Source organism: Enterococcus sp. DIV0546, assembly GCF_051712785.1.
Lineage (GTDB): Bacteria > Bacillota > Bacilli > Lactobacillales > Enterococcaceae > Enterococcus > Enterococcus faecalis.
In genome coordinates this window covers 682,473-707,733 of sequence record NZ_JBIOPO010000001.1, presented here as the reverse complement: position 1 = coordinate 707,733, position 25,261 = coordinate 682,473, and the positions used below count along the sequence as shown (strand labels likewise).

Here is a 25,261-nt window from a genome sequence, read left to right as displayed (position 1 = left end):
TAGGTACTGCTTTTTAATTAGCAGACCTACTCGTTTGTTGTCTCTTAAGTTGAGAGGAGTGTGAGAAAGTGAAACAATCACCTGATTTAGAAAATTTTTTAAAAACCTCTATCCAAAAAAATGTAACTATTGAGCGAAAACAACAAAACCAAACCATTTGGCACTGGCTACTGCTTATTTTATTTGGCTTACTAACTTTTGGCTCACTGACACAGCAGTTACTCCTAATTGGCTTGTTTACACTTATTGCCGCTATTGTTAAAGGTCCCTTAATGCTCGTCTGGGGAACCATCTATTCGGCGTTAGTGGCTTTGTTTCCACCTTTTGCTTTAGTCCTATCTTTACTTTTTTTTATAATTAATTTAGGCACCGTTATGAAAAGTTGGCGGATTACTTTAACAAGTGCTTACTTTTATCTAATTCCTTTAGGTTTTAGTCTCTTGAAAACGACCGACTGGGTATCAACGCCTTATTTCCTGACAGGCTTGGCTTTGTTAAGTATTTTAGGACTGCATTTTATATTAGAGTGGCTCTATAAAAATAATAGCTTAGGCCGTTTACTCACGTGGCAAATTATTAGTGTCCCTTTTTCACTCTTACTGATTATTTTACCAAGTCGCCTAACGAAAGGCCGTTTTGGTAAAAAACGAATACCTAAAAAAGTGAAACTCTAAAATAGAAAAGCCTAGGAAAAATCGCAAATGATTTTTTCTAGGCTTTTCTTCGATTCTTTTAATTTAAAAATTCGTTGATTTTCGATTTTAGGACGTCGATAAAACTGGAGAAAGAGAGTTCATTTGTTTGTGAATATGTCCAATGAGCCAATAACAGAAAAACTAAAATAACCAGTATCGCAACCACTAAAAAGGTTCTAATTCTTGCCCTTCTTTTTCTACGTTGAACTGTTAGCCGTGCTTGTTCCCTTACTCTCATAGCTTCTAAATAATACGGACGCCATTTAGGATCATTTTTTCGTTGCTCATAAAACTTAAATTTATGATAAGCCATCAAACTTCCCCCACATCAAATCACTTTTCTTCTAGTATACAAAAAAAGTAGTAAAGATAAAAGGTTACAATTTACCTTTTATCTTTACTACTTATGCTTTTATGCGATTCCTGCACCATTTGGCATTTCTTTTGGTGCTTCAACAATTTGAAGTTTCCCTTCTGGTGATTCAGCTGAAAGAATCATTCCTTGGCTAATTTGACCACGCATTTTTCTTGGTTTTAAGTTAGCCACAATGACTACTTTTTTGCCAATTAGCGCAGCTGGATCTGGATAAAATTCAGCAATACCTGAAAGAATTTGACGATGGTTTTCATCTCCAGCATCTAAACGGAATTGCAATAATTTATCTGCTCCTTTGACTTTTTTACAGTCAATAACTTCGGCAACTTTTAATTCCACTTTATCGAAATCATCGTACTTAATTTGTTTTTCTTTCGTTGAAACCAAAGTTGTTTCTTCTGGATTCCATTTAATATCCTCTTCTGTAGCACTTTCGCTTTGGGACATTTTCTTTTGAATATACGTTACTTCTGTTTCAATTTCTAAACGTGGGAAAATAGGTGTTCCTTTACTTGTTACTGTTACGTCTGTTGGGAACTCACCAAAATGAATATTTTCCATGTTCATTGTTTCTGGATCTAAGCCTAATTGTTCGAAAATTTTCCCTGGTGTTTCTGTCATGACTGGTTGCAATAAGATTGCCACAATTCGTAAGCTTTCCGCTAAATGGATCATGACACTTTCTAATTCGTTGCGTTTCTCTTCTTCTTTAGCTAATACCCAAGGCGCTGTTTCATCAATATATTTATTGGCACGAGAAACTAGCGTCCAGATTTCTGCAATGGCCGTGTTAAATTCCATTTTTTCCATTGCTTCATGATATTTTCCAATAACATTCGCCGCAGTTGTCGATAGTTCACTATCAAATGGGGTAACTTTTGAAGCATAGGCTGGTACTTTGCCATCACAATATTTATTAATCATCGCAATTGTTCGATTCAACAAGTTTCCTAAGTCATTAGCTAAATCATAATTTAAGCGAGAAACGAAATCTTCTGGTGTAAAGACGCCGTCACTACCAAATGGAATTGCTCGTAATAAATAGTAACGTAACGCATCTAGACCGTAGCGTTCTACTAACATTTCAGGGTAAACAACATTTCCTTTAGATTTAGACATTTTTCCGTCTTTCATCAATAACCAACCATGTCCAAAGACTTTTTTCGGTAATGGTAAATCCAAGGCCATTAACATAATTGGCCAATAAATCGTATGGAAACGCACTATTTCTTTCCCAACCATTTGCACGTTCGCAGGCCAATATTTTTGGAATAATGAATCATCTTCTGAGCCATAACCTAGTGCTGTAATATAGTTTGATAACGCATCAATCCATACGTAAACCACATGTTTTGGATCATTTTTTAATGGAATTCCCCAAGAGAAAGTCGTTCTTGAAACGGCTAAATCTTCCAATCCTGGTTTGATGAAGTTATTTAGCATCTCATTTTTACGAGATTCTGGTTGAATAAATTCTGGATGTTCTTCGTAATATTGTACCAAGCGATCCGCATATTTACTCATGCGGAAGAAATAGGATTCTTCTTTAACTAATTCGACTTCGTGACCACTTGGTGCTTTCCCACCAATGACATTGCCTTCATCGTCACGATATACTTCAGCTAATTGTGTTTCAGTGAAAAATTCTTCATCAGAAACTGAATACCAACCTTCATATTCTCCAAGGTAGATATCTCCTTGTTCTACTAAACGATCAAAAATTTGTTGCACGGCTGCCATGTGATAATCATCCGTTGTCCGAATAAATTTATCATAGCTGATATCTAATGTTTTCCATAATTTTTGAACATCTGCTGCCATTTTATCAACGTACTCTTTTGGTGTCACATTCAACTCAGCAGCTTTTTTTTCAATTTTTTGGCCATGTTCATCCACACCTGTTAAATAAAATACATCAAAACCCATTAAACGCTTATAACGGGCCATTGCATCGCAGGCGATTGTTGTATATGAATTCCCAATATGTAACTTCCCACTTGGGTAATAAATTGGGGTGGTAATATAAAATGTTTCTTTCTGTGACATACAGAAAAAACCTCCTTTAGTCATTTTCCTAAACCCTCAGGATTTACTCCTAAACAGTATACCATAATTAGACATTATTAAACTATATTTCTTGTCGGTTTTCTCTTGAAAATGAAGAAAATGCCAGAAAGAAAAGAGAGAAACACCTGTCTATTTGACAAGTATTCCTCTCTTTTTTCGTTCATTTTTATTCTTTTGTCTCGAAACGAACAATACTATGGTGTCGTCCATAAAAGAAATAAATAGCCAAACCAATCACTACGGCTACGCCAAATACTTGCCAAGTAGCTAAAGACAATTGGAACATTAGAGCCGCGCAAACCACGATTGAAATTAATGGTAGAACCGGCACAAGAGGCACTTTAAATTCACCTGCTTGCGGTTCTCCTTTCATTGTCCGTAATTTGATAATTCCTAAAGCGAGAAACATCAGATAAAAGAGTGTCACGATATTTGTAAGTTCAGCCAACATCTCCATTGGAACAACACCAGCAAAAACCATTGCTAAAAATCCAGCTACATAGGTTGCATTCTTAGGTGTGTGCCGCTTCTCATCGATTTTGCTCATAAACTGCGGCAATAATCCATCTTTACTAATCGCATAAATCACACGGGCTAAACTGTACATCATCGCAATCGTCACTGTTAATAAGGTTAAAATAGCGCCAACTGAAATGATTGTCGCAATTGCGCCATGATTAATGAAACGCATCGCAAAAGCCACCGGATCTTTGACCCCTAAATCCGTAAATGGAACAATCCCAGTTAAAACTAACGTAACAACAATATATAACAATGTTGAAATAATAATGGAACCAATAATCCCTTTTGGAATATCTTTTTTCGGATTCTTCACTTCCTCCGCGGCCATACTGACCGCATCAAACCCTAAAAAGGCAAAGAAAACTAAAGCAGCGCCACTGAAAACGCCTGAAAAACCATAAGGAATAAATGGTTGCCAGTTCGTTGGTTTTACATAAAAGATCCCAACGAGAACAAATAATAAAATAATCCCAAACTTCACGAAAACCATTAAGTTATTTAAACGTAACGCTGTTTTCGCTTCTAAGGATACCCAAAAAGTTACAGCTACAACGACCAACATGGCAATCAAATCAATATATGTACCATTTGTTGGATTATAAGCGCCACTTAACGCTTGCGGCAAAGAAAAACCTAAGCTATCCAAAAAGCCATGGACATAGCCTGACCAACCTGAAGCAACGGATGAAACCGCCAAGAAAAACTCACAAATAATCATCCAACCAGTCATCCAAGCCACAATTTCTCCAAAGACCACATACATGTAGGCATACGGCCCGCCAATGACCGGAATACGTGATGCAAATTCTGCATAGCATAAACCAGATAAAATAATTGCGGCTGCTGCTACCAGAAATGATAAGACGAGCCCTGGACCTGCATAGCGTTCCGCTGCGACACCTGTCACAACAAAAATCCCTGTTCCTACTACAGCCCCAATTCCTAGAAAAATTAAGTCCATCGTCTTAAGATTTTTTTTCATCCCACTACTGTCATTGACAGGCACAGTGATTTCTTTTTTTCTGAAAATAGACATGTGTTTACCCCCGTAAAAAAAATAAGCGTAAATAAACTATTTACGCTTTCATATACCCTAAAAGAATACCACCTAGAATAACAAAAATGCAACCAAAAATAACATAAAACATTTCTTTTTTTGATTTTCTTTCGCCTAAAAGGAAGATGCCCCCAAGAGTCGAAATAATAATCCCCATTTGTGATAAAGAGAAGCTAATAGCTAAGCCAATTTCACGCATGGTTAATAACATACAAATATTTCCTAAGCCCCAAAGCAGACCCGTCGTCATATTCATCCAAACAAAACGATCAACTTTGACTTTTTTGAAGGCAAAGAAACTAGCCCCCACTAACATACCAATACTTTGTGGCAAAATAATTCCCCACGGATCTAAACCAGTGGCATTAATAATGATGGTATAGACACCATACCCAACTGTTGAGAAAATCAAGGCCCGAATCCCTTTATTAAAATCTAACATACTGTTTGAGGTTTTCGGTTGACTATCATCATCTTGTCGAGCTGTTAAATACACCCCAAAAACTAAAAAGGCTAAAGCGATAAAGCCCACAACAAAGTCTTTTGTTTTTGTCCATTCATGGAAAAAAACAGCCCCTGCAACGGTATTAACAACTAACTGCATCCCAGTTGAAATTGGTAAGCCAACTGAAACGCCCATATATTTCATGCTATGAAATTGTTGATTCTGTCCCAAACTCCAGAATAAACCAGATATAAATCCAACAATTAATGTGGCTGTCGTCAACGTAGGCTGGATGACAAAAAAGACAACAATTGAAAATAGTAATGCGCCGATTGTCATACCTAACGTTTGTTGATTGGCGCTTCCACCAATTTTACCGCTGACTAAACCAATACTGCCCCACGCAATCATGGGCACTAAAGCGATAAGTAAACTCATAATATTCTCCTAACAAATTTATTTCATTTCATTCTAACAATAAAAACGTTTTCTAAACAACTAAGAAGAGTAAGAGAAGTTAGCAAGAAAGTTTTAATAAATAAAAAAGGCCTATCACCTCTTTAGTTTGCTGATAGACCTACTTTTTATTTCACTTCATTATAATAACTGAGGGAAGGGAAAAACAATGTCATCGTCGTACCTTGCCCTTCTGTCGATTCGACTGTTAAATCATGACCTAACTTTTTCGCTAAGCTATGGGCCAAATACAGGCCAAGACCAGTCGAATGCTGTTCGCTTTTTCGCCCGTTTTCACCAGTAAATCCTTTATCGAAAATGCGTCGTTGATCTTGTGTCGGAATGCCAATCCCAGAATCTTTTAAAGATAAATAAATACCTTGTTTATTTTTGGAAATTAGAACCGTAATCGTGCCGCCTTCTGGCGTATACTTGACTGCATTACTTAATAATTGGCGGAAAATAAAAATGACCCATTTTCGGTCGGTTAAAACCGCTTCATCTTCCCCTTCAATTGAGAATTGCAATCTTTTTTGGATAAAATAATTTGCTTGCGTACGAACAACAGATTGCACAATTTCTTTTAAAGAATATTCTTGGAGTAAATAATCTCGAGAAAAGCTGTCCAATCTAGCATAATATAGGACTTGCTCGACATATTCATCAATTTTCCCTAACTCATTTTCCAATAGATAATATTTTTTCTCTGGAATATCATCTTCGACAGATTGTACCAGTAACGTGATAGCCGCTAGGGGGACTTTGATTTCATGAACCCAAGAGTCAATGTAATCTTTTTGGTCCTGTTGGTTGTTAATTGCTTGCTGCATGGTTTGTTGGTGCTCTTGCAATAAACCGTTAATATACGTTTGGACAAGTAGTTCTTCTTCTTTTTCTGCTGTATTCAAATATTCTTGTAAAGAAGGCGGCTCTTTTTCCGTTGCCAACGAAAGCCACCACTTACGTTTTAAATAATAATCAATTGTTAAAAATAGCGATAAAAAAACACTTTGCAGTAAAAAGATATAGCCAACCACTGTCCAATCTAAGCGGACATTAGGAGCCAACCATAAAATAAAACAAGTTAAGAACAGAAAAAATAACCAACCAATTAGTAATAACCAGCGATCTTTTAAATACTTTAGAATGGTCATTGTCTACTCCTATCTAGGGCACCATATAACCGACGCCCACTTTGGTTTCAATATAGCCAGCAATCCCTGCTTGCTCAATTTTTTTTCGTAAACGATTGATATTTACCGTCAACGTATTGTCATCCACAAAACGTTCATCGTCCCATAAAGCGCGCAATAATTTTTCACGTGTTAAAATTTTTCCGTGCTTTTTCATTAAAAGATATAGTAATCGGTATTCATTTTTACTTAAATCGATCATTTCACCTTTGATTTCCATTCGTCCATTGTCCACATTTAAAGTAATGCCATTATGTGAAAGCACTTCACTATCCGTATCGGAATAGTTATAAGAGCGGCGCAACAAAGCATTGATTTTAGCAATTAAAACATCTATCTGGAACGGTTTTGTAACAAAATCATCCGCGCCCATGTTCATCGCCATAATCATATCCATATTGGTACTACGACTCGAAATAAAAATAATTGGTACTTTAGAAACTTCACGAATTTTTTGACACCAATAGTACCCATCGTACACAGGTAAATTAATATCCATCAAGACTAATTGGGGATTCTCCTCTTGAAAATCATCCAATACATCATTAAAATCGGTTGTTCCAATCGTTTCAAATTGCCATTTTTGTAATTCCTCGCTAATTAATTCTCGAATGGTTGTTTCATCTTCGACAATCATGATTTTAGCCATGCAATCCCACCTCTTTTATTTCTAAATTTTCATCTTTCTTATCCTAACAAACTTCATTCTTTTTGGATATAGGACTTTATGATGATTTTTACACTATTTCAAAAATAGGCGCTAATAATTCCCATTCTGATAACATGATGAATTTGCCAACGAAAGCAAAAATACCATCTAATAATAACACAGACATATTAATTCCTAATATAATAGAAGCTTTTTCGACAATTGGCATGGACTTTTTATTTTTCAAAATAAGATATAAAACAAAGTTCGTTCCATAAGTAAAAACTGTTAACAACACAATTAACTCAATCATTTTACCACTTCCTATTTCGGACTTTTCATTTTTCCTTCAATAATTGCTACTCTTAATTATAGCATAATCTTATAAAAAAATCGGCAGAGTCCTAACCATTAAGTAAACAACAAAATAGAAGTGGCTTCTTTGGAACTCGCAAGAATCGAGCCTTTTTTAAGAGTTGAAGGTCTTGATCCTTAAAAGACAAGCCCTTCAACTCTAGTATGTTCCATGTATTGGAATTGATACCAACGTAACGAAGTGTAGTCGATCAGACAACCTCAGTTTTTCTAATGATTATATTTGTCATACACTTCTTTTAACTGGTTTAAATCTATTTTTTTCATTTGGTACAATTTTTTGGTCACTTCATTTGCTCTAGCTGGATTTGAGTCAGATAAATAACGTTTCAGTTCAGGATTGCCTGTTTGCCAACTGACTCCAAATTGATCTTCCATCCAGCCACACGGCCATTCTTTCCCTTTAGCAGTCACTTGTTGCCATAGCCGATCTATTTCCTCCTGATTTTCACAATCAATATAAATGGAGAAGGCCATGGTAAAATCAAAATCATGTTTATCTCGTGCATCCATTACTCGAAACGGTTGCTCCTGTAATGTGAAAAGTGCTTGCGCAATGTTCCCATCTTCATATTCAACTTTTTCAATTATTTCGCCTGGACCGAAAATCGCCAACCATTCTGATAGAGCTTTGGCTGCTTCGCCATATTTTTCATTAGCAAACATAAAGGTTGGTACAATTGTTTGTTCTTTTCCTGAAAAAGACACTTGCCAAGAGACACCAAATTTGTCCACTACCCAACCATATAAAGGACTAAAAGGATATTCCCCAAAAGGCATCAATATCTGTCCATCTGTTGTTAAATTTTTCCACAACGTTTCTGTTTGTGATAATGTTTTACATTCAACAAAAAATGAACTAGCTGGCGTAAAGGAAAATTCTGGTCCGCCATTTAAACCAATGATTGTTTGGTTCGCCAAGGTAAATTCAATGGTCATTAATGATGTTCCTTGAGGTTGGTGCTCCTCATTAACGTAGTTCGTTTTACTTAGAATTGCACCTTTTTCAAAGATTGTTGTATAGAAGTTAGCAGCTTCTTCCGCTTGTGTGTCAAACCATAAACAAGGTGAAAATTTAGGCATTGTGGTTCCCTCCTTCGTTTTCTTTAGTGTAGTCAAAGATTGATAAATAAACAAAGAGAACGTTTTAGTATTTATTCATTTCCGTCTGATAGAATCGATAAATTGCTTGTTTTACTTCTTGAAGCAAGGAGGATTTTAAATGTCCCCGTGTCAAAAAATAAAAGGAACGCCAGTACTTTTCACCTAACGTTTGGAAGGGGATTTTTTCAGTAATCGCCTTTCTTGAAAGCAACGATTGCCCCATGCCCAATTCCAACATTTTAACAATCATTTCATTATTTTTAACCGTCATGAGTGTTGGGCTTTGATTACTTTCTTCTAAATACTGTTGGGTATAATGAAAGACCCCAGAATCCTTTTCACGTACCAACCAATTCTGATTGGCAGGGTCCCCAGCTAAAACCAATTGATCCTGAATAATTTCTTCACGAGAGGCTCCTTTCGTAATTAATGGTTTTTCGATAAAGCCAAAATCAACTTGATGTTTTTCAACTTTTTCCACTACTTCTTCTGAATTGTTCATTTCTAAAACAAAATTGATTGTTGCATACTGTGTCTGTAAATGCTGCATCAGTTGCGGCAAATAATAAACTGCAAAAGTATTAGACGCAGCAATTCGGCAAGTTTCTTTAGGTAATCTCGCCTGATGAAGAGCTGTTAATGTTTCTTGCCAATCATCAGCTAAATTTAGCAAACGATTATACAAGACTTCTGCTTGCCTAGTAGGGACTACATCTTGTCGACCATTTCTTAAAAACAATGAACAGCCTAATTCTTCTTCTAATTGTTTGATTTGATTAGAAACGGCTGGTTGTGAGATATATAGGCAGGTAGCTGCTTTGGAAAAGTTCATTTGCTCATACACAATTTGAAAAGTCTTTAATAATTTAAACATAAGTATCCTTTCGATAACTTTCTATTATAAATATTATTTTAACTATTTATTTCTCAAATGTAAAAAATTTCGTTATACTGGAAGTAATGAACAAGAAAGAGAGATTTTTTCAATGAAAAATTCAGAAAATGATTATATCCAATCTTTATTCCAAATTCTTCTCGGCTTGCTAACAGCTTTCCTTGTCGCCTGCCTTAGCAAGTTTCTTGCCATCTGGTTACCTAGCTTAGGCGCCGCAACGATCGCTATTTTACTAGGAATCTTTTTGGGAAATACCTTTGTTCGCGGTGCCAATTTAAATCGCGGAACCAAAGTAGCCGAAAGTAAATTACTAGAATTTTCTGTTGTTTTATTGGGAACCACCGTGACCTTTCAAACGATTGCCCAAATTGGCTTACAAGGTGTCGCATTTATTCTCATTCAAATGTCGCTGACCATTATTGTCGCCTATTTGATCGGTAAAAAACTGGCTTTTTCTGATAATATGTCTTTATTGATGGCTGGTGGTAATGCCGTTTGTGGATCCTCTGCCATTGCCTCGATTGCTCCAGCAATTCAAGCAGACGAGGAAGAAAAAGGCCAAATCATTACTTTAGTAAACTTATTAGGAACCGTTTTAATGTTGACCTTACCCATTTTAAGTGGGATTCTCTATGGTACCAATTTGTTGGCTCGTAGTGCACTAATCGGAGGGACTTTACAATCAGTTGGTCAGGTTGTCGCCAGTGCCAATATGGTCAATGAGAACGCAGTTCAACTTGCGATGCTCTTTAAAATTATGCGGATTGTCCTACTCGTAGCAGTTGTCTATTTATTTGGACGTTTCAAGCAAAGTAAGACGGCAGAATCAGAGGCTGAGTTGGTAGAAGTCACCAAAAAAAGCAGCGCCCTACCTTGGTATGTAGTTGGCTTTTTCATTGCCTGTGTCTTTAATAGTTTGATTCATTTCCCCGTCGTGATCAGTGAGACTGCTCATTTCTTTAGTTCTTGGTTTGAAATTACTGCCTTGGCAGCAATCGGGTTACGACTCGATTTTAAAAAGTTTTTCCAAGAAGGCAAACGTTTCTTAATCTATGGTTTATCAGTAGGAACTGTTCAAGTCGTCCTAGCCATTTTGTTGTTGGCACTGCTACAGTTCTAATAAAAAAGTTTGACGTTAACACGTCAAACTTTTTTATTTCAGCTTATTCATGCTATTATGAATAAGGTTTTATTAACTTAAAGGAGTTTTTCGATGTTATTTAGTATTAAAAAAAGCGAATGGTTAGGCAATGAACGAAATGATCTATTTGCGGGTCTCGTTTCTTCTGTCGCCATTTTACCAGAAGTAATCGGGTTTGCGATTATTGCTGGTGTTCACCCGCTTTCTGCAGTGTTTGCTTCAGCTGTTACTTTACTTGTGATTACTTTTACGGGCGGCCGTCCGGCAATGGTTTCGGCGTCTGCTGGCTCAATGGCCTTAGTCCTTGCAGGCTTAATTCAAGCACACGGTTTGTCATACATGCTTGCTGCGACTATTTTAACAGGCTTTCTGCAATTTATTTTAGGTTATTTGGGTATCCATAAATTGATGCGCTTTATTCCCAAGACAGTGATGTACGGATTCGTCAATGCGTTAGCTATTTTAATTTTCATGGCGCAAGTACAACAATTGCCTCATCAAACACTGTGGTCCTACGGCATGATTATCTGTAGTATCTTACTTATTTATCTATTACCTAAGTTTATTACAATTGTGCCTCCTGCTTTAATTGTTATTTTATTCATGACTATCCTGTCCTATTTTTTAAAAGGTCATTTACAAACGGTAGGTGATCTTGGTGAAATGAGTCAGTTTCATCCAGCGATCCGTTGGCCTAATGTACCCGTCAACTTAGAAACGTTGTGGATTATTTTACCTAGCTCTGTCGCCTTAGCAATGGTCGGGTTAATTGAATCTTTATTGACAATCCCCATTGTGGACAAAATGACAGCGAGCCAAAGTGATAGCCAACGAGAAGTTAAGGCGCAAGGATTCGCTAATATAATTACCGGCTTTTTTGGTGGCCAAGCTGGCTGTGCGATGATTGGGCAAGCGGTCATTAATGTTAAATCAGGGGGACGAAAACGGCTTTCTACTTTGATTTCAGGTATTACCCTCCTTCTATTCATTTTTGTTTTTAAATCCGTGATGGTCGCCATTCCTACAGCTGCATTGATTGGAATCATGATGACAGTGGCAGTCGACACCTTTGATTGGGAAAGTTTGCAGCTTTTCCGAACTTTTGAAGTTACTGAAATTGTTATTTTACTCGTGACAGTGAGTGTGATCGTCTATACGCATAATTTAGCGATTGGAATTATTTTAGGTGGTATTTTAAGTGGTCTTCTTTATCATTTTTTCAAAAAAGAACCAAAAAAAAGTTGCTAGCTTTAGCAACTTTTTTTATTTTTCCCAATATTTCTTCAACGCTTCTTTTTCTATTTTCTTAATGAACGCATCTTTGCCATCCATATATTTATCAATGCTATCGGGGTGTGCTTGGGCCAATTGCTTTTTTAATGTACCATAGGTTGTAGCAATTGCCGGATTTTCTCGTAAATAATTTCGAAAAGCAAGATGGCGCAAAATTTCTTGCGTATTGTCAAACTGATAAATATGCACATGATGTGTTCTTTTTATCGGGCCTTTTCGTAAATAACGACGTCCTGATAGTCCAAATTCCCCCATATATTCATAACCGATTCTTTCAAATTCCCCTTGTAACAGGTCTACTTTTTCAATTTCTTCAACAATGACCAAAAAATCAATAATTGGTTTGGCTGCTAAATTAGGCACAGATGTGCTACCGATATGTTCAACTTTAAGACAATTTTCCTTTAGAATCTGTTTCAACGCTTGGGCTTCTTCTTCAAACTGTTCCACCCAGGCTGGTTGGTATTCAGTAACGATTACCCGCATGATTTCTTCCCTCTTTTCTATATCCGTTTCATATGTAAAATAGGAAACGGATTTCCTTGAGGATCTTCCTTTGATTCACCAATTACTTGAAACCCTTGAGATTGATAGAACTTCACAGCCCCTTCATTTTGTTTATTGGCATCAACAAAGACAATTGATTCTTGCTCTATTAACTTTTTGATAATTTCTCCACCATAGCCTTTACGAAAATAGACTGGGTCAATAAATAACATTTCCAACGTTTGTTGATTTGTTCCACTAAAACCCACACATTTCTGTTCTTCATTTAACCACATACTTAATTGAACTTGTTGAAAATAATCAGGTAAAACCACTTCGATTTTATCAATATCTGCCTGACTCAAAAACAAATGGGTAGCTTCTACTGAAGAACGCCATAGAGAAATTAATTGAGGATAATCGGTTTTTTTTACTTCTTTTTGGTTCAGCATTTTTAATTCCTCCCTATCTAATAAACAAAGTATACCATATTTTGTCTCTCTCAATTCCATAAAAAATAGTCAAATCAACCGTGTTTTTTCTGTCGATTTGACTGTCTCTCTCTATTAACTCTGATGGCTAAATGAGTAAACTAATCAAAGCCACGATAGCTAAACCGCCTTGTGTTAAAATGATTTTTTTATCACTAGTTAAGCTACCGTACGCCGCCACTAAAATAATATAAATCAATAAAAATTTTGTCATCTCCATCGTTGCTTGCGCAAAATAGGCACTATAAATAAGTCCTGCACCGATTAATCCATTATAGATTCCTTGATTTTTAAACAATGTAGTGACTGATTTTCTTTGTAACTCTTGCTTATCCATTTTAAAAACACGGCTTGTTGTCTCAGATGTTGGTACAATCGTTTCTAAATACATAATGTAGAAAAATTCTACAGCCACCAAGGTTACTAAAATTGTTGAAATTAATGTCATCTGCTCCCTCCTCCCATTCCTTTGAACGAAGTAATTTTATGTAATTTTTGCTATGATGTAAATAGATATGCCTAGCCTTAACGAAAGGAAGAAACCTATGACTTTTCAAGAAACTATTAGCGCCTATATCCAAGAACGTTATCAGATAACGCCCGATTTTCCTTTTAAAAAACACCCAGACTATCTCGTCTTTCGTCATCCTAGAAATGCGAAATGGTTTGCTTTAATTATGCCACTGGATGCACAACTGCTCGGCGCTACCGAGAATAAGCAGCTCACTATTTTAACCGTTAAACTTGCGCCTGAATTGATTGCCTTATTAAAGAACCAACCTGGCTATTTTCCTGCCTATCATATGAATAAAGAGCATTGGTTAAGTCTTTCTGAAGAAATTCCGCTCTCACAAATTTTTTCATTTATAGATGAAAGTTACCAACGGAGTTATTAAAAAAACACCCTACTCAATGAGTAGGGTGTGAAAGATTATTTAAGCTTATTTGCTTAAAGCGTCTTTTGCTTGTTCAGCTAACGCTGTAAATGCTGCTGCATCGTTAACGGCTAAGTCAGCTAACATTTTGCGGTTGATATCAATCTCTGCCAATTTCAAACCGTGCATTAATTTAGAATAGCTTAAGCCATTCATGCGAGCTGCCGCGTTGATACGTGCAATCCATAATTTACGGAAGTCACGTTTCTTTTGACGACGGTCTCTGAATGCATAGTAATAAGAGTTCATTACTTGTTCTTTTGCTGATTTAAATAAAGTATGTTTTGATCCGTAGTAGCCTTTCGCTAACTTAAGGACTTTTTTACGACGTTTACGGGTTACTGTTCCACCTTTAACACGTGCCATGTTGAATTCCTCCTAATATCTTGTTTCTCTTGACGGTAATCTAAAAGTCACCGAGTTGTTTTATTTCATTCTTGCTAATTGTTGGCGGATACGTTTGTAATCGCCTTTTGCAACCATGCTTGCTTTACGCAATTGACGGCGTTGTTTTTTAGTTTTACCGTGGAAACGGTGAGATGTAAAGGCACGGCCACGTTTTAAGCCGCCTCCACCAGTACGTTTTACACGTTTTGCTAATCCGCGGTGTGTTTTTTGTTTTGGCATGACTAATTTTCCTCCTCAAAATCTTTGCTTCAAGTGAAAGACTCTAACAGTCACAACTGTCGAATATCCTTCTTGTAGAAATTACCAAAAGTCCGAATGCTCGGTCTCTTCGTTTACTTGTCGTTTTTCGGTGCCAGCGTTAGAAACATGCTGCGTCCGTCCATTTTCGCTTTTTGTTCCACTGTGGCGATGTCCGCAGTTTCTTCAGCTAAGCGATCAAGAACTTTCTGACCAATCTCTTTATGGGTAATGGCACGGCCTTTGAAACGGATAGAAGCTTTCACTTTGTCTCCTTTTTCTAAGAACTTACGTGCATTACGAAGTTTTGTATTGAAGTCATTTACGTCAATTGTTGGACTTAAACGAACTTCTTTGACGTTGATCACTTTTTGTTTCTTGCGAGCTTCACGCTCTTTCTTTTGTTGTTCGAAACGGAATTTTCCATAATCCATAATTCGCGCAACTGGTGGTTTCGCTCCTGGCGCTACAAGTACTAAATCCAAGTTTGCAGATTCAGCGATTTGTAATGCTTCTGCTTTGGTTTTTACACCTAATTGTTCACCATCTTGTCCGATCAAACGTAACTCGCGTGCACGAATGCCGTCGTTAACCATCATATCCTTTGCTATGGTCATTCACCTCCAAAATTTTTAAGAGAAAATCCTAACGGAAGTCTGCTTTGTTTGCTAAATGCAATAAAAAAACAGGTTCCTATCCAGAACCCGCCAACAGTCTGCCTTACTTAAAAAAATAAGGAATACTTTATCTAGCCCAGCGATATACTCAACTAAGGCGAGAAGCGGGTGCTTCTGCTTTCATTTCTCAACTTCACTAGTTTACCTTAGATTATCCTAGTTGTCAATATATTTCCTCAAAAAAAAACGAATCTAGTACTAGATTCGTTTGAACTCGTATTTTGATCATTAATAATTAGTGGACTGTCCCAATGTGACTTCCTAGAAACAAATGGTTCAACACATGGTGTACATTTTCTATCCCCTAGGCGATCCCTGTAGTCCCTACAGTTCTTCTATTTATAAGGTTTCTCGTTTAGACAAGCCACGTTCTAAGATTTTTTGGCTTCTAAGATACTCTGAATTTTCTGTACTTTCAGAAAAAGACAACTCTGTTTTGATCTCCTCTGACTCAATACAAATGAGTTCTTTGCCATACCATTGTGCTTTATACAACAGTTTAGCTAAAAATAAAGACCAAGCTAGTTCAGAACGATCATGTTTTGGCGGCCGCTCATTACTGTGATGGGCTTTTTCAATACAAATAACATCGTAACTTGAAACCAATTCCGTTGTAATTTTGTTTAAAATATCCGTCCGTTGGTTGGCTATTTTTTCGCGAATTTTTGCGACTTTTATTTTTTGTTTTTGATAATTTTTTGCTTGCGAAAGATCGACACCTTTTTCTAAAGCAATCATTTTACGCTTGTTTAATTTTCGTTCTTCTTGACGTAGTTTTTGCTTTAAATGCTTTGAACAATAGCTTTTTTCGAAGCTTTCACCATTCGAAAGCAGCGCAAATTTTTCCCTACTGCTACAAATTCCCACCATTTTTTGTTGCTTTGTTTTCGTTTCAATCGGCGCTTCACACAAAATGGAAACATAATAATTGTGACTCGCACTCATAGAAATAGTTACAGATTTTATCTCCCCCAGCGGTTGGCGGTGTACCTTCATTTTAATTAAAGATTTCAATTTAGGTACTTTCAAATAACGATTATCCAAAATTTTGACCGTGCCATGTTGATTGTTCGTAGTGTAGGAATGCACCGTTTCTTTCTTTTTCTTTTTTGGAAAGCCCATCCCTTTTTCCCGATAAAAATTTTTAAAGGCTCGATCCAAATAAACTTGTGCATTTGCCAAGGCTAAACTATCAACTTCTCTGAGGACAGGGTATTGTTTCTTATATTTAGCTGGCGTTGGCATTTTAAACGTTTGTTGAGGATTTTTTCGCATCTCTTTGTAGATATCAATCCGGTCTTGTAACATTAAATTATACACCAATCGAACACAAGAAAATGTTTTTTGAATAAACTCTTCTTGTTTTGAGGTTGGATAAAGTCTGTATTTATAAGCTTTCAGAGCCTTCATCTCATAACCACCCTACCAAGATAGTTAGAAAAGAAGCTGGTTATAAACCAGCTTTTCTTTTCTTCTCTTCAATTTTTTCACGGTACATTGCAACTTCGTCTTCAGCACAATAAACATAGTGTCCATTGAGAATTTCACGGAGCTCACGATCTTTCCCATCTGCCGCTGCAGGCTGGTAAACGATCCGTTTACGTGTGCGTTCATAGTCTGGATCTGGTAATGGAATCGCAGAAAGTAAACTTTCTGTATAAGGATGAACGCCGAAATTATAGACATCATCACTTGTGCCCATTTCCAATAATTTCCCACTGTGCATTACGCCAATTCGGTCACTGATATGTTTTACCATCGATAAGTCATGTGCAATAAACAAGTAAGTTAAGCCTTGTTCTTTTTGTAAATCTTGTAATAAGTTTACTACTTGAGCTTGAATCGACACATCCAAAGCCGAAATCGGCTCATCACAGATAATGAAACGTGGATTAACCGCTAAAGCACGAGCAATCCCAATCCGTTGACGTTGCCCACCGGAAAACTCATGAGGATAACGCGTACTGTGACTTGGATTTAATCCCACCGTTTTTAAAAGTTCATTGACTTTTTCTTCCCGCTCTTTTGGTGTTTTAGCTAATCCATTGACATCGATTCCTTCAGCAATAATATCATTGACTTTCATTCTTGGATTCAATGAAGCATATGGATCTTGGAAGATCATTTGGACATCGCGGCGGAATGCTTGCATGTCCGCTTTTGATTTAATTTTGCTAATGTCTTTTCCATCGAAAAGAATTTCACCAGCAGTTGGATCATATAAACGAATGACACTGCGACCAGTTGTTGATTTTCCACTTCCTGATTCGCCAACTAATCCAAAGGTTTCGCCTTCAAAAATATGAAAACTAATGTCATCAATGGCTTTTACTTCGTCTTTACGACCAACATTGAAATACTGTTTCAAACCAGTGACTTCTAATAGGACTTTTTTCTCTTCTGCCATTAATTACTACCTCCTGGATTTTTTTGACGCTCTGCATAAATTGCCCAACGACGAACAATCTCTGCTGGAGGCGTAACTTTTGGTGCTTGTGGTGCTAATAACCACGTTGCTGCTTTGTGGGTTGGTGATACTTCAAAATAAGGTGGTTCTTTTTCTGTATCAATTTTTAAAGCAAACTCATTCCGTGGATAGAAGGCATCTCCAGTTGGTGGATCTAATAAATCTGGAGGTGAACCTGGAATCGCATAAAGTTTGTCTTCTGTTCCTTCCATCGTTGGCATTGACCCTAAAAGTCCCCAAGTATATGGATGTTGTGGATTATAGAAAATTTCTTCTGCTGTTCCCACTTCAACCAGACGTCCACCGTACATGACAGCGACACGGTCAGCCACGTTCGCTACTACCCCTAAATCATGGGTAATGAAAATAATCGAAGTGCTAATTTTTTCTTGTAAGTCTTTTAATAACTCTAAAATTTGTGCTTGGATGGTTACATCCAACGCTGTAGTTGGTTCATCTGCAATTAGAACTTCTGGATAACAAATTAAAGCAATTGCAATGACAATCCGTTGACGTTGTCCACCAGAAAATTGGTGCGGATAGTTTTTCAAACGTTTTTCAGCATTAGGAATGCCGACTAATTTTAGTAATTCTAATGCTTGCGCTAAGCCTTCTTTTTTTGAGACTTTATTATGTTTGATTAATGATTCCGCCACTTGTTTGCCAATTGGCATCGTTGGGTCTAATGAAGTCATCGGATCTTGGAAAATCATTGCGATTTCTTTACCACGAATGGCTTGCATTTGTTTTTCTGTTTTATGAACAATATCTTGCCCTTTAAACAAAATTTCCCCGTTATCAATATTGGCATTACTGCTCAACAAACGCATAATACTGCGAGTTGTAACAGATTTACCACTCCCTGATTCACCTACGATGGCTAACGTTTCACCTTTATAAAGATCAAAACTCACACCACGAATGGCGTTGACTTTACCTGCAAACGTATCAAAGGAGATTCTTAAGTCTTTAACTTCTAATACTTTTTCCATAGTCATTCACCACTCTTACTCTTTCATCTTAGGATCAAATGCGTCACGTAAACCATCAGCTAACAAGTTGAAACAAATCATGATAACTGAAAGTGTTGCCGCTGGAATCCACATTAAATATGGAAGGAAACGGAAAGTTTTGTATCCTTCGTTTAACAAGGTTCCTAAAGATGCGGTTGGTGGACGTAAGCCTAACCCAATAAAACTTAGGAACGCTTCAAAGAAAATTGCCGATGGGATACTGAACATCATTTGGACAATAATGACACTTGAGATATTCGGTAAAATATGTTTAATAGCAATTTTCCAACGAGATTCGCCCAATGTTTCTGCTGCCATGACAAACTCTTGGTCTTTTAGTTTCATGGTCTGGGCTCGCACAATCCTGGCCATTGATATCCAGTTTGTAATAACCATGGCTAAAACAATCGAAACAATCCCTGGATCAAAGACTGTTAGCATCAAGATCATAACAACTAAGTTAGGAATACCAGAAAGAACTTCTAAAATACGTTGCATCACTGTATCGACACGACCGCCGACCAACCCGGAAATCAGTCCATACGTTACCCCAATCGTAATATCTAGAATTGCCGCGATAAACGCAATTAACAAGGAAATACGTGTTCCCATAAATAAACGACTTAGGACATCACGACCTAAACCATCTGTTCCTAGATAAAAGTTTACGTTATCCGGAACATTTGCTTGTGCATATTTATCAACTAATTGACCAGCAACTGTTGTTTTACCATTTAAACCATTCACGCTTTCCAAGCCAGGAATTCGTGGTGGTAAGTTAATGTAAGAAACATTTTGTTTCGTTGGGTTATGTGGTGAAACCCAAATGGTAATAATAGAGATAAAGATAATAACTGCTAAGAAACTCATTGAGATAACTGCAGCTTTATTCTTTTTCAAACGACGCCATGAGTCTTGTAAGAAACTTAAAGACGGTGTGGCAATACGCTCTCTTTCTTTTAGAGTTGAAGTGTTTAGAGGCTGAAACTCATCTGCCGGAATATCTTTAATCGCTTGTGGTAGATTATTTTTATTGACTGTTTCCATTAGCCTTTTGCACCTCCTGATACGCGAATTCTTGGATCAATTAAACCATAAAGTAAGTCAACAATCAGAATTACAACAACTAACATTGTTGAATACAAAATAGTTACTGCCATAATTGTTGGATAGTCGTTTGTCATAATTGATTTTACAAACTGTTCCCCAATTCCAGGGATGGCAAAAATATTTTCTACTACTAAAGAACCTGTCATTAAACCAACGGCTAAAGGTCCTAATAAGGTAATCAATGGAATTAAACTGTTTCTTAATCCGTGGCGGAATGCAACTTGCCAGCGACTCAAGCCTTTTGCTTTGGCTAATTCGACATAATCACTATGCAAGACCTCTACCATCTCGGTTCGAATAAACCTAGCCGAATCGGCCATTGGACTCATTGCCAAGGCAATAGTTGGCAAGATTGTGTATGCAAAACCATTCCACATAGCAATTGGTAAGATTCTTAATTTCATTGCAAAAATGTATTGTAATAATACCGCGAAAACAAAGTTTGGAATAGAACGACCTAAAATGGCTAACAATGTTGCCAACGTATCTACCCAAGTATTTTGACGCATCGCTGCGATAATCCCCAATAAAATACCGACTAACGTACCAAAGATAATCGCTTGTCCTCCCAGTTGAAGGGATGGTCCAATTCGACCAGCTAATAACTTAGCAACAGGTTGGTTTTTAAATTGGAATGAAATACCAAAGTCTCCCGTTACCAGGTTCTTTAAGTAAATTCCGTATTGAACAATCACTGGTTTATCTAAGCCAGATTGTTTATTCAACATAGCGATTGTTTCTGGACTAAGTTTTTCTTGGTTGGTATAAGGCGTACCTGGTAATAATTGCATTAAGAAAAACGTAATCGTTGCGATTAACCACAAAGTGATAATCATGAAAAAGATCCGTTTAAGAAAATATTTTCCAAAACTATTCAATAATGACACCTCCGAGATTTTTTTGACTTCCTCAGTTATTTTCGTTAAAGTAATGACTAGATAGACCACAATAATAGATAGGGTGAACACATGAAAACTTTTAAATGGCCAATTATTACAGCCGTTATTTCCAGTATCGGCATTTTTCTTTACTTATTAATAAGTAAAGAACCTATCACTACCTCCTCATTATCAGATACCTTCTTTATCGTTTCGCTTTTCTTTTTAATTATCGGCATTGCTTTATGGATTATGTCCTCTGGCTTTTTCGATAACTTTCAGCGCTCAATGAAAAACGCGTTTCGTTTTAAAAAGAAAAATGAACCGAAAGAGTTTATCCCGCTTTCAGTCATTGGCGATGCACATCGCTCTTTCTGGCTAAAAACTGGGGGCATCTTACTGATTCTGTCTTTAGGCTTTCTACTATTTTACTTGGTCTAAGACAAGATAGCAAGAGGACCGTTGCCTTTTATTCCATGGCAAAGGTCCTTTTTTGTTTGCTATCGATCTTTTGTCAGGTTATTCTGAAATGTATGCCCATTTGTAGTCATACGTTGCGCCAGCAGGATGAACTGCGACATCTTTGACTTTTTCAGCACGTAAATGCGCTTCTGATTTTTGGAATAATGGTACCACACCCATGTCTCCCATAATCGTTTTCTCTGCATTTAACATATCATCCCAACGTTTTTCAGGATTTGTCGCATCTGCGCTACTTGCTGCTTTCACTAACTTGTCAAACTCTGCATTGTTATAACGTCCACGGTTATATGAGTTATCTGAAGCAAATAAGTCTAAGAAACTACTTGGATCAGCATAGTCAGCACTCCAACCACCGATTACTGCATCAAAGTCGCCTTTGTTTGAACGATCTAAACGAACAGAGAATGGAACCGGACTAACCGTTACCTTCACACCATCTAAAGCATCTTGAATTGACCCTTGAACAAATTCAACTGTTTTCTTAGAAGAATCTGCATCTGAAGAAAGAATATCCATTGTTAAGGTTGAAATCCCCAATTCTTTTTTCGCTTTTTCCCAGTATTCTTTAGCTTTTTTCGTATCATATTCAATTTGACTACCTGCTTCTTTAGCAAAGTCTTTGCCGCCACTTGGGTCTTTTGCCATATCTGCTGGTACTAAACCGTTTGGCTCGATAGAACCATCCCCTAAGATTGATTCAACTAACGCTTTACGGTCGATTGAGTAAGAAATTGCTTTACGTAAGTTTGCATTTCTAAATGGTGATTTTTCATCACGTTGATTTAGTTCCATATATTGTGTTGATGCTTCTTTTTGACTAACAAAAGCTGGGTCATTGGCCATTTGTTGGGCTAATTCACCAGAAAGAACGACATCGTCTGTTTGTCCATCTTGGAACAAGTTCAACGCGGTTGGTGATTCTTTCACGACATTCACATCTACTGAGTCCAGTTTCACTGTGTCTTTATCCCAATATTGATCGTTTTTCTTGAATGACCATTTTGTATCTGTACCAGGACCATCAAAGCCGTCTAAGACGAATGGACCATTGTAGACAGCACTTTCGCTGTTTGATGCATAATTTTTACCATATTTTTCCACAATATCTTGACGTTGTGGGAAGAACGATGGGAAAGCTAATAAGTAATCAAAGTATGGTGTTGCTTTTTCTAAAGTGATTTCTAATTCTGTATCACTGACTGCTTTAATTCCTAATTCTGATTTATCTTTTTCCCCTTTAGCAATGGCATCACCATTTTTTACAGAGGCATACAGATAAGCATATTCAGAAGCTGTCGCTGGATCAACTGTTCGTTGCCATCCGTAAACATAGTCATTAGCAGTCACTGGTTTACCGTCTGACCATTTTGCATCTTTATTTAATTTAATTTTGTATGTTAGTCCATCTTCAGAAACTTCTGCTTTTTCCGCTGCACCTGCAGGTTGGACTTTGTTATCTTTGTCTAAACGATAAATTCCTTCATATACATTATTTAATGCAATAAAACTAATTCTGTCTGTTGCTAGTGATAAATCAGCTGTTGGCATTTCTTGTTGTTCTGTGACACGTAAAACTTGTTCGCCACTTGCCTTACCGCCACCAGACGCGCTTGAGCTATCTGACGTTCCGCCGCCTCCACAAGCCGCTAAAGTTGTTACGCTAAATAATGTAATCACACCGAATGTTAATGACTTTTTCAATTTCATAGTGTTGCCTCCTAAAATAATACAATCTGTATTTTCTGAAAAATCAGAATTTAATAATTATTTATTGCTATGGAATATATCTTACATTTTTCATATTAAAATTGCAAGTCAAAATGTTAACTTTTTTTAATTTTTCTTCTCTTCCTATCAGAAACCACTCTTTTTCTTCCTGTCTTTTATTGCAATTCTTTTGTCAGTTTTCTAAACATTATGGTAAATTAGGAAGTAAAGGAGTGACAAAATATGAAAAATTCTACGTTTTTAAAGGATTTGTTTGCTATTGATAAAGCAAATGACGAATTATTTCGGTTAGTTGGTGTCGCAATTTGTATGGCAATTCCATTATTAATTGGTTATTTTTCCAATAATTTACTCATTGGGACCTTTGGCTCGATGGGCATTTATACGTTTATTTATTATCAGCCGCTTCCTTTGCCTCAATTATTGCGCAGACTGAATATTGTTGGCTTTTTTATTGTTCTGGGCAACAGCTTAGGAATGCTAAGTCACCATGTACCTTGGTTGATTCCTATTACAATTGCCATCGTCGCTTTTTTTGCACGCTTACTTTTTAGATTGTATGGCATTGAGAAGCCTGGTGCTTTGTTAGTTATCATGTCAACCGCAATGGGAACAAGCAACAATTTTCCTTTACATAAGATTCCCATCATGGCCAGTTTTGTTCTTTTAGGAGTAGTGACCGGCATTATCATGGGCATTGTGCTTCATTTCATCGACAAGCGCCCCTACGTTTTTCAAAAACGGATGTCTCTTCAAGAACGACTTTATATTGATCCCGCTTCTTTATTAGATGCTTTGCATTATGCGGCCATTTTATTTTTAGCGGCTTATTTAAGCCAATCGCTTCATTTAGTCAACGCCTATTGGATGACGTTTACTTGCGCAGCCATTTTACAAGGGGAAAATTTACATTCTGTGATGCAGCGAAATGTTCAACGGATTCTAGGCACGAGTCTCGGTTTGTTGCTTTCTGCAATTTTATTAACGATTCCCTTTACACCTTTACAAACAATCGGTATCATTAGTATTCTATATGCAGCTTTTGAAGGATTCATTAACAGAAACTATGCGATTGCCAGCTTTTTTATTACCCCGATGTCCTTATTATTATCAAATCTTGCACGACAGCAAGTCATTAGTAATCTTTTAAACTATCGATTAGTCGGGATTGTGTTAGGTAGTTTACTTGGTTTTGCCGGCGCTTATGTTTTCACAACTGCGCTACGTTTCTATAATCGGGCCTACTCAATTGATGAAACCTTTGAAAATCAACAAGAAGAAAGAGGCGTTTTATGAAAATAACTTATCCCTTGCCACCAAATCTACCAGAACAACTTCCTCTATTAACGAACTGTCAATTAGAAGATGAGGCAATCTTAGAAAATCATTTGTATCAGCAGATTGATTTATCGAATCAAGAAGTTCGTAACTTAGTCTTTCGGGATGCTGTTTTCGATCATCTTTCATTAGCAAATGGCCAGTTTGCTTCTTTTGATTGTAGTAATGTGCGTTTTGAAGCTTGCGATTTTTCTAACGTCGAATGGCTGTCTGGCAGTTTTCATCGAGTGACTTTCCTTCGTTGCAATTTGACAGGAACGAATTTTGCAGATAGCTATTTAAAAGATTGTCTATTTGAAGATTGCAAAGCCGATTATGCTTCTTTTCGTTTTGCAAATTTTAATCTTGTTCACTTTAATCAGACACGTTTAGTCGAAAGTGAATTTTTCGAGGTCACCTGGAAGAAACTCCTGCTAGAAGCTTGCGATTTAACCGAAAGTAATTGGCTAAATACTTCTTTAAAAGGATTGGATTTTTCCCAAAACACCTTTGAACGCTTGACTTTCTCGCCAAACTATTTATCAGGTCTCAAAGTCACCCCTGAACAAGCCATTTATTTAGCAAGTGCCCTTGGTTTGGTGATTACCTAAGAAAATTTTAAAAAAATAGCCGAATAACTGGTTCTGTCGGTTCTTTCTTATTAAATTGTTATTAATTTTTTGGAAAAACCAACGGAACCATTTTACTTGTGCCTTATTTTTAGGTAAACTATCTTAGGTTAAGCAATCTCTTTTTTTGGAAC

28 protein-coding genes and 1 other annotated feature are annotated in these 25,261 nt (G+C 36.9%); of the genes, 7 read left to right on the top strand and 21 right to left on the bottom strand.

All coding sequences use genetic code 11. The features are described 5' to 3' along the window. Window positions 1-68: 68 nt before the first annotated feature. Entirely contained in the window at window positions 69-674 is a 606-nt protein-coding gene (locus tag IGJ24_RS03385) for a hypothetical protein (RefSeq protein WP_002383359.1), read from the top strand. A 58-nt stretch (window positions 675-732) separates the two neighbouring features. Here IGJ24_RS03385 and IGJ24_RS03380 read toward each other — a convergent pair whose 3' ends face one another. The 9 genes from IGJ24_RS03380 to IGJ24_RS03340 form a co-directional block, all read right to left on the bottom strand. Then, window positions 733-1,008, bottom strand: a complete 276-nt coding sequence (locus IGJ24_RS03380) for a hypothetical protein (protein WP_002361374.1) — start codon at window positions 1,006-1,008, stop codon at window positions 733-735. A gap of 99 nt (window positions 1,009-1,107) precedes the next feature. Beyond that, window positions 1,108-3,117: a methionine--tRNA ligase gene (metG, locus tag IGJ24_RS03375; RefSeq protein WP_002355813.1), complete on the bottom strand. Its 2,010-nt coding sequence runs from the start codon at window positions 3,115-3,117 to the stop codon at window positions 1,108-1,110. Between the two features lie 187 nt (window positions 3,118-3,304). After that, the gene (locus IGJ24_RS03370; RefSeq protein ID WP_141417226.1) at window positions 3,305-4,696 is read right to left on the bottom strand and encodes an amino acid permease; all 1,392 of its coding nucleotides are present in this window, start codon (window positions 4,694-4,696) and stop codon (window positions 3,305-3,307) included. 40 nt (window positions 4,697-4,736) lie between these two features. Then, complete coding sequence (locus tag IGJ24_RS03365; protein WP_002355811.1) at window positions 4,737-5,600, bottom strand: GRP family sugar transporter; 864 nt, start codon at window positions 5,598-5,600, stop codon at window positions 4,737-4,739. A gap of 146 nt (window positions 5,601-5,746) precedes the next feature. Further along, window positions 5,747-6,772, bottom strand: coding sequence for a two-component system sensor histidine kinase SapS (gene sapS, locus IGJ24_RS03360; RefSeq protein ID WP_002361370.1), 1,026 nt, complete (start codon window positions 6,770-6,772; stop codon window positions 5,747-5,749). Window positions 6,773-6,785: 13 nt separating this feature from the next. After that, window positions 6,786-7,460, bottom strand: coding sequence for a two-component system response regulator SapR (gene sapR, locus IGJ24_RS03355; protein ID WP_002355809.1), 675 nt, complete (start codon window positions 7,458-7,460; stop codon window positions 6,786-6,788). 88 nt (window positions 7,461-7,548) lie between these two features. Further along, window positions 7,549-7,773, bottom strand: a complete 225-nt coding sequence (locus tag IGJ24_RS03350) for a hypothetical protein (RefSeq protein WP_002368169.1) — start codon at window positions 7,771-7,773, stop codon at window positions 7,549-7,551. 272 nt (window positions 7,774-8,045) lie between these two features. Next, a complete protein-coding gene (locus IGJ24_RS03345; protein WP_010713823.1) occupies window positions 8,046-8,918 on the bottom strand; it encodes a VOC family protein in 873 nt (290 codons plus the stop codon). Between the two features lie 64 nt (window positions 8,919-8,982). Beyond that, window positions 8,983-9,813, bottom strand: a complete 831-nt coding sequence (locus IGJ24_RS03340) for a LysR family transcriptional regulator (protein ID WP_002358839.1) — start codon at window positions 9,811-9,813, stop codon at window positions 8,983-8,985. A 112-nt stretch (window positions 9,814-9,925) separates the two neighbouring features. On the opposite strand from IGJ24_RS03340, the gene IGJ24_RS03335 reads away from it, so the two are divergent. After that, complete coding sequence (locus tag IGJ24_RS03335) at window positions 9,926-10,954, top strand: YeiH family protein (RefSeq protein WP_289865464.1); 1,029 nt, start codon at window positions 9,926-9,928, stop codon at window positions 10,952-10,954. Window positions 10,955-11,047: 93 nt separating this feature from the next. Next, entirely contained in the window at window positions 11,048-12,223 is a 1,176-nt protein-coding gene (locus tag IGJ24_RS03330; protein WP_289865463.1) for a SulP family inorganic anion transporter, read from the top strand. Window positions 12,224-12,238: 15 nt separating this feature from the next. Here IGJ24_RS03330 and IGJ24_RS03325 read toward each other — a convergent pair whose 3' ends face one another. The 3 genes from IGJ24_RS03325 to IGJ24_RS03315 all read right to left on the bottom strand — a co-directional run bounded on the left by IGJ24_RS03325 (window position 12,239) and on the right by IGJ24_RS03315 (window position 13,693). Continuing rightward, window positions 12,239-12,754, bottom strand: coding sequence for a GrpB family protein (locus tag IGJ24_RS03325; protein WP_002361365.1), 516 nt, complete (start codon window positions 12,752-12,754; stop codon window positions 12,239-12,241). Window positions 12,755-12,771: 17 nt separating this feature from the next. Next, window positions 12,772-13,266, bottom strand: coding sequence for a GNAT family N-acetyltransferase (locus IGJ24_RS03320; protein WP_002385050.1), 495 nt, complete (start codon window positions 13,264-13,266; stop codon window positions 12,772-12,774). Window positions 13,267-13,333: 67 nt separating this feature from the next. Continuing rightward, window positions 13,334-13,693 carry a DUF1304 domain-containing protein gene (locus tag IGJ24_RS03315; protein ID WP_289865462.1) on the bottom strand — a complete coding sequence of 120 codons (360 nt, stop codon included), beginning with the start codon at window positions 13,691-13,693 and terminating at the stop codon, window positions 13,334-13,336. A 67-nt stretch (window positions 13,694-13,760) separates the two neighbouring features. Here IGJ24_RS03315 and IGJ24_RS03310 point away from each other — a divergent pair, with 67 nt between their 5' ends. Further along, window positions 13,761-14,141 carry an MmcQ/YjbR family DNA-binding protein gene (locus tag IGJ24_RS03310; protein ID WP_002409311.1) on the top strand — a complete coding sequence of 127 codons (381 nt, stop codon included), beginning with the start codon at window positions 13,761-13,763 and terminating at the stop codon, window positions 14,139-14,141. Window positions 14,142-14,186: 45 nt separating this feature from the next. Here IGJ24_RS03310 and rplT read toward each other — a convergent pair whose 3' ends face one another. The 8 genes from rplT to opp1B all read right to left on the bottom strand — a co-directional run bounded on the left by rplT (window position 14,187) and on the right by opp1B (window position 20,970). Next, window positions 14,187-14,546, bottom strand: a complete 360-nt coding sequence (rplT, locus tag IGJ24_RS03305; protein WP_002355799.1) for a 50S ribosomal protein L20 — start codon at window positions 14,544-14,546, stop codon at window positions 14,187-14,189. A gap of 60 nt (window positions 14,547-14,606) precedes the next feature. Then, window positions 14,607-14,807: a 50S ribosomal protein L35 gene (rpmI, locus tag IGJ24_RS03300; protein ID WP_002355798.1), complete on the bottom strand. Its 201-nt coding sequence runs from the start codon at window positions 14,805-14,807 to the stop codon at window positions 14,607-14,609. 113 nt (window positions 14,808-14,920) lie between these two features. After that, window positions 14,921-15,442, bottom strand: a complete 522-nt coding sequence (gene infC, locus IGJ24_RS03295; protein ID WP_002355797.1) for a translation initiation factor IF-3 — start codon at window positions 15,440-15,442, stop codon at window positions 14,921-14,923. Window positions 15,443-15,496: 54 nt separating this feature from the next. Then, window positions 15,497-15,628: a sequence feature (ribosomal protein L20 leader region), on the bottom strand. Window positions 15,629-15,841: 213 nt separating this feature from the next. Further along, window positions 15,842-16,912, bottom strand: a complete 1,071-nt coding sequence (locus IGJ24_RS03290; protein ID WP_116495205.1) for an RNA-guided endonuclease TnpB family protein — start codon at window positions 16,910-16,912, stop codon at window positions 15,842-15,844. Between the two features lie 40 nt (window positions 16,913-16,952). After that, a complete protein-coding gene (opp1F, locus tag IGJ24_RS03285; protein WP_002361357.1) occupies window positions 16,953-17,909 on the bottom strand; it encodes an oligopeptide ABC transporter ATP-binding protein Opp1F in 957 nt (318 codons plus the stop codon). Further along, window positions 17,909-18,967, bottom strand: coding sequence for an oligopeptide ABC transporter ATP-binding protein Opp1D (gene opp1D / locus IGJ24_RS03280; RefSeq protein WP_002355794.1), 1,059 nt, complete (start codon window positions 18,965-18,967; stop codon window positions 17,909-17,911). The genes opp1F and opp1D overlap by 1 nt, the downstream gene beginning before the upstream one ends. Before the next feature lie 9 nt (window positions 18,968-18,976). Beyond that, complete coding sequence (opp1C, locus tag IGJ24_RS03275; RefSeq protein ID WP_002355787.1) at window positions 18,977-20,029, bottom strand: oligopeptide ABC transporter permease Opp1C; 1,053 nt, start codon at window positions 20,027-20,029, stop codon at window positions 18,977-18,979. After that, complete coding sequence (gene opp1B / locus IGJ24_RS03270) at window positions 20,029-20,970, bottom strand: oligopeptide ABC transporter permease Opp1B (RefSeq protein ID WP_002381304.1); 942 nt, start codon at window positions 20,968-20,970, stop codon at window positions 20,029-20,031. Before opp1B ends, opp1C begins: the two co-directional genes overlap by 1 nt. 90 nt (window positions 20,971-21,060) lie before the next feature. Between opp1B and IGJ24_RS03265 the strand changes: the two genes are divergently transcribed. Continuing rightward, entirely contained in the window at window positions 21,061-21,411 is a 351-nt protein-coding gene (locus IGJ24_RS03265) for a DUF3899 domain-containing protein (protein WP_002355784.1), read from the top strand. A 78-nt stretch (window positions 21,412-21,489) separates the two neighbouring features. Here IGJ24_RS03265 and opp1A read toward each other — a convergent pair whose 3' ends face one another. After that, complete coding sequence (gene opp1A, locus IGJ24_RS03260; RefSeq protein WP_101731802.1) at window positions 21,490-23,160, bottom strand: oligopeptide ABC transporter substrate-binding protein Opp1A; 1,671 nt, start codon at window positions 23,158-23,160, stop codon at window positions 21,490-21,492. 243 nt (window positions 23,161-23,403) lie between these two features. Between opp1A and IGJ24_RS03255 the strand changes: the two genes are divergently transcribed. After that, window positions 23,404-24,477, top strand: coding sequence for an FUSC family protein (locus tag IGJ24_RS03255; RefSeq protein ID WP_289865461.1), 1,074 nt, complete (start codon window positions 23,404-23,406; stop codon window positions 24,475-24,477). After that, window positions 24,474-25,109 (top strand): pentapeptide repeat-containing protein, encoded by a 636-nt coding sequence (locus IGJ24_RS03250; RefSeq protein WP_002376088.1) that lies wholly within the window; start codon window positions 24,474-24,476, stop codon window positions 25,107-25,109. Before IGJ24_RS03255 ends, IGJ24_RS03250 begins: the two co-directional genes overlap by 4 nt. The last annotated feature ends 152 nt before the right edge of the window (window positions 25,110-25,261 follow it).

What these genes read in the sequence shown, in the direction of transcription:
- IGJ24_RS03350 (WP_002368169.1), bottom strand. Translation starts at nt 7,773, where the DNA reads ATGATTGAGTTAATTGTGTTGTTAACAGTTTTTACTTATGGAACGAAC.
- IGJ24_RS03340 (WP_002358839.1), bottom strand. Translation starts at nt 9,813, where the DNA reads ATGTTTAAATTATTAAAGACTTTTCAAATTGTGTATGAGCAAATGAAC.
- IGJ24_RS03290 (WP_116495205.1), bottom strand. Translation starts at nt 16,912, where the DNA reads ATGAAGGCTCTGAAAGCTTATAAATACAGACTTTATCCAACCTCAAAA.
- opp1C (WP_002355787.1), bottom strand. Translation starts at nt 20,029, where the DNA reads ATGGAAACAGTCAATAAAAATAATCTACCACAAGCGATTAAAGATATT.
- opp1A (WP_101731802.1), bottom strand. Translation starts at nt 23,160, where the DNA reads ATGAAATTGAAAAAGTCATTAACATTCGGTGTGATTACATTATTTAGC.
- sapR (WP_002355809.1), bottom strand. Translation starts at nt 7,460, where the DNA reads ATGGCTAAAATCATGATTGTCGAAGATGAAACAACCATTCGAGAATTA.
- IGJ24_RS03380 (WP_002361374.1), bottom strand. Translation starts at nt 1,008, where the DNA reads ATGGCTTATCATAAATTTAAGTTTTATGAGCAACGAAAAAATGATCCT.
- metG (WP_002355813.1), bottom strand. Translation starts at nt 3,117, where the DNA reads ATGTCACAGAAAGAAACATTTTATATTACCACCCCAATTTATTACCCA.
- rplT (WP_002355799.1), bottom strand. Translation starts at nt 14,546, where the DNA reads ATGGCACGTGTTAAAGGTGGAACAGTAACCCGTAAACGTCGTAAAAAA.
- IGJ24_RS03310 (WP_002409311.1), top strand. Translation starts at nt 13,761, where the DNA reads ATGCCTAGCCTTAACGAAAGGAAGAAACCTATGACTTTTCAAGAAACT.
- IGJ24_RS03255 (WP_289865461.1), top strand. Translation starts at nt 23,404, where the DNA reads ATGAAAAATTCTACGTTTTTAAAGGATTTGTTTGCTATTGATAAAGCA.
- IGJ24_RS03330 (WP_289865463.1), top strand. Translation starts at nt 11,048, where the DNA reads ATGTTATTTAGTATTAAAAAAAGCGAATGGTTAGGCAATGAACGAAAT.
- infC (WP_002355797.1), bottom strand. Translation starts at nt 15,442, where the DNA reads ATGACCATAGCAAAGGATATGATGGTTAACGACGGCATTCGTGCACGC.
- IGJ24_RS03265 (WP_002355784.1), top strand. Translation starts at nt 21,061, where the DNA reads ATGAAAACTTTTAAATGGCCAATTATTACAGCCGTTATTTCCAGTATC.
- IGJ24_RS03320 (WP_002385050.1), bottom strand. Translation starts at nt 13,266, where the DNA reads ATGGAATTGAGAGAGACAAAATATGGTATACTTTGTTTATTAGATAGG.
- IGJ24_RS03250 (WP_002376088.1), top strand. Translation starts at nt 24,474, where the DNA reads ATGAAAATAACTTATCCCTTGCCACCAAATCTACCAGAACAACTTCCT.
- opp1F (WP_002361357.1), bottom strand. Translation starts at nt 17,909, where the DNA reads ATGGCAGAAGAGAAAAAAGTCCTATTAGAAGTCACTGGTTTGAAACAG.
- sapS (WP_002361370.1), bottom strand. Translation starts at nt 6,772, where the DNA reads ATGACCATTCTAAAGTATTTAAAAGATCGCTGGTTATTACTAATTGGT.
- IGJ24_RS03315 (WP_289865462.1), bottom strand. Translation starts at nt 13,693, where the DNA reads ATGACATTAATTTCAACAATTTTAGTAACCTTGGTGGCTGTAGAATTT.
- IGJ24_RS03345 (WP_010713823.1), bottom strand. Translation starts at nt 8,918, where the DNA reads ATGCCTAAATTTTCACCTTGTTTATGGTTTGACACACAAGCGGAAGAA.
- opp1D (WP_002355794.1), bottom strand. Translation starts at nt 18,967, where the DNA reads ATGACTATGGAAAAAGTATTAGAAGTTAAAGACTTAAGAATCTCCTTT.
- IGJ24_RS03325 (WP_002361365.1), bottom strand. Translation starts at nt 12,754, where the DNA reads ATGCGGGTAATCGTTACTGAATACCAACCAGCCTGGGTGGAACAGTTT.
- IGJ24_RS03370 (WP_141417226.1), bottom strand. Translation starts at nt 4,696, where the DNA reads ATGTCTATTTTCAGAAAAAAAGAAATCACTGTGCCTGTCAATGACAGT.
- IGJ24_RS03365 (WP_002355811.1), bottom strand. Translation starts at nt 5,600, where the DNA reads ATGAGTTTACTTATCGCTTTAGTGCCCATGATTGCGTGGGGCAGTATT.
- rpmI (WP_002355798.1), bottom strand. Translation starts at nt 14,807, where the DNA reads ATGCCAAAACAAAAAACACACCGCGGATTAGCAAAACGTGTAAAACGT.
- IGJ24_RS03335 (WP_289865464.1), top strand. Translation starts at nt 9,926, where the DNA reads ATGAAAAATTCAGAAAATGATTATATCCAATCTTTATTCCAAATTCTT.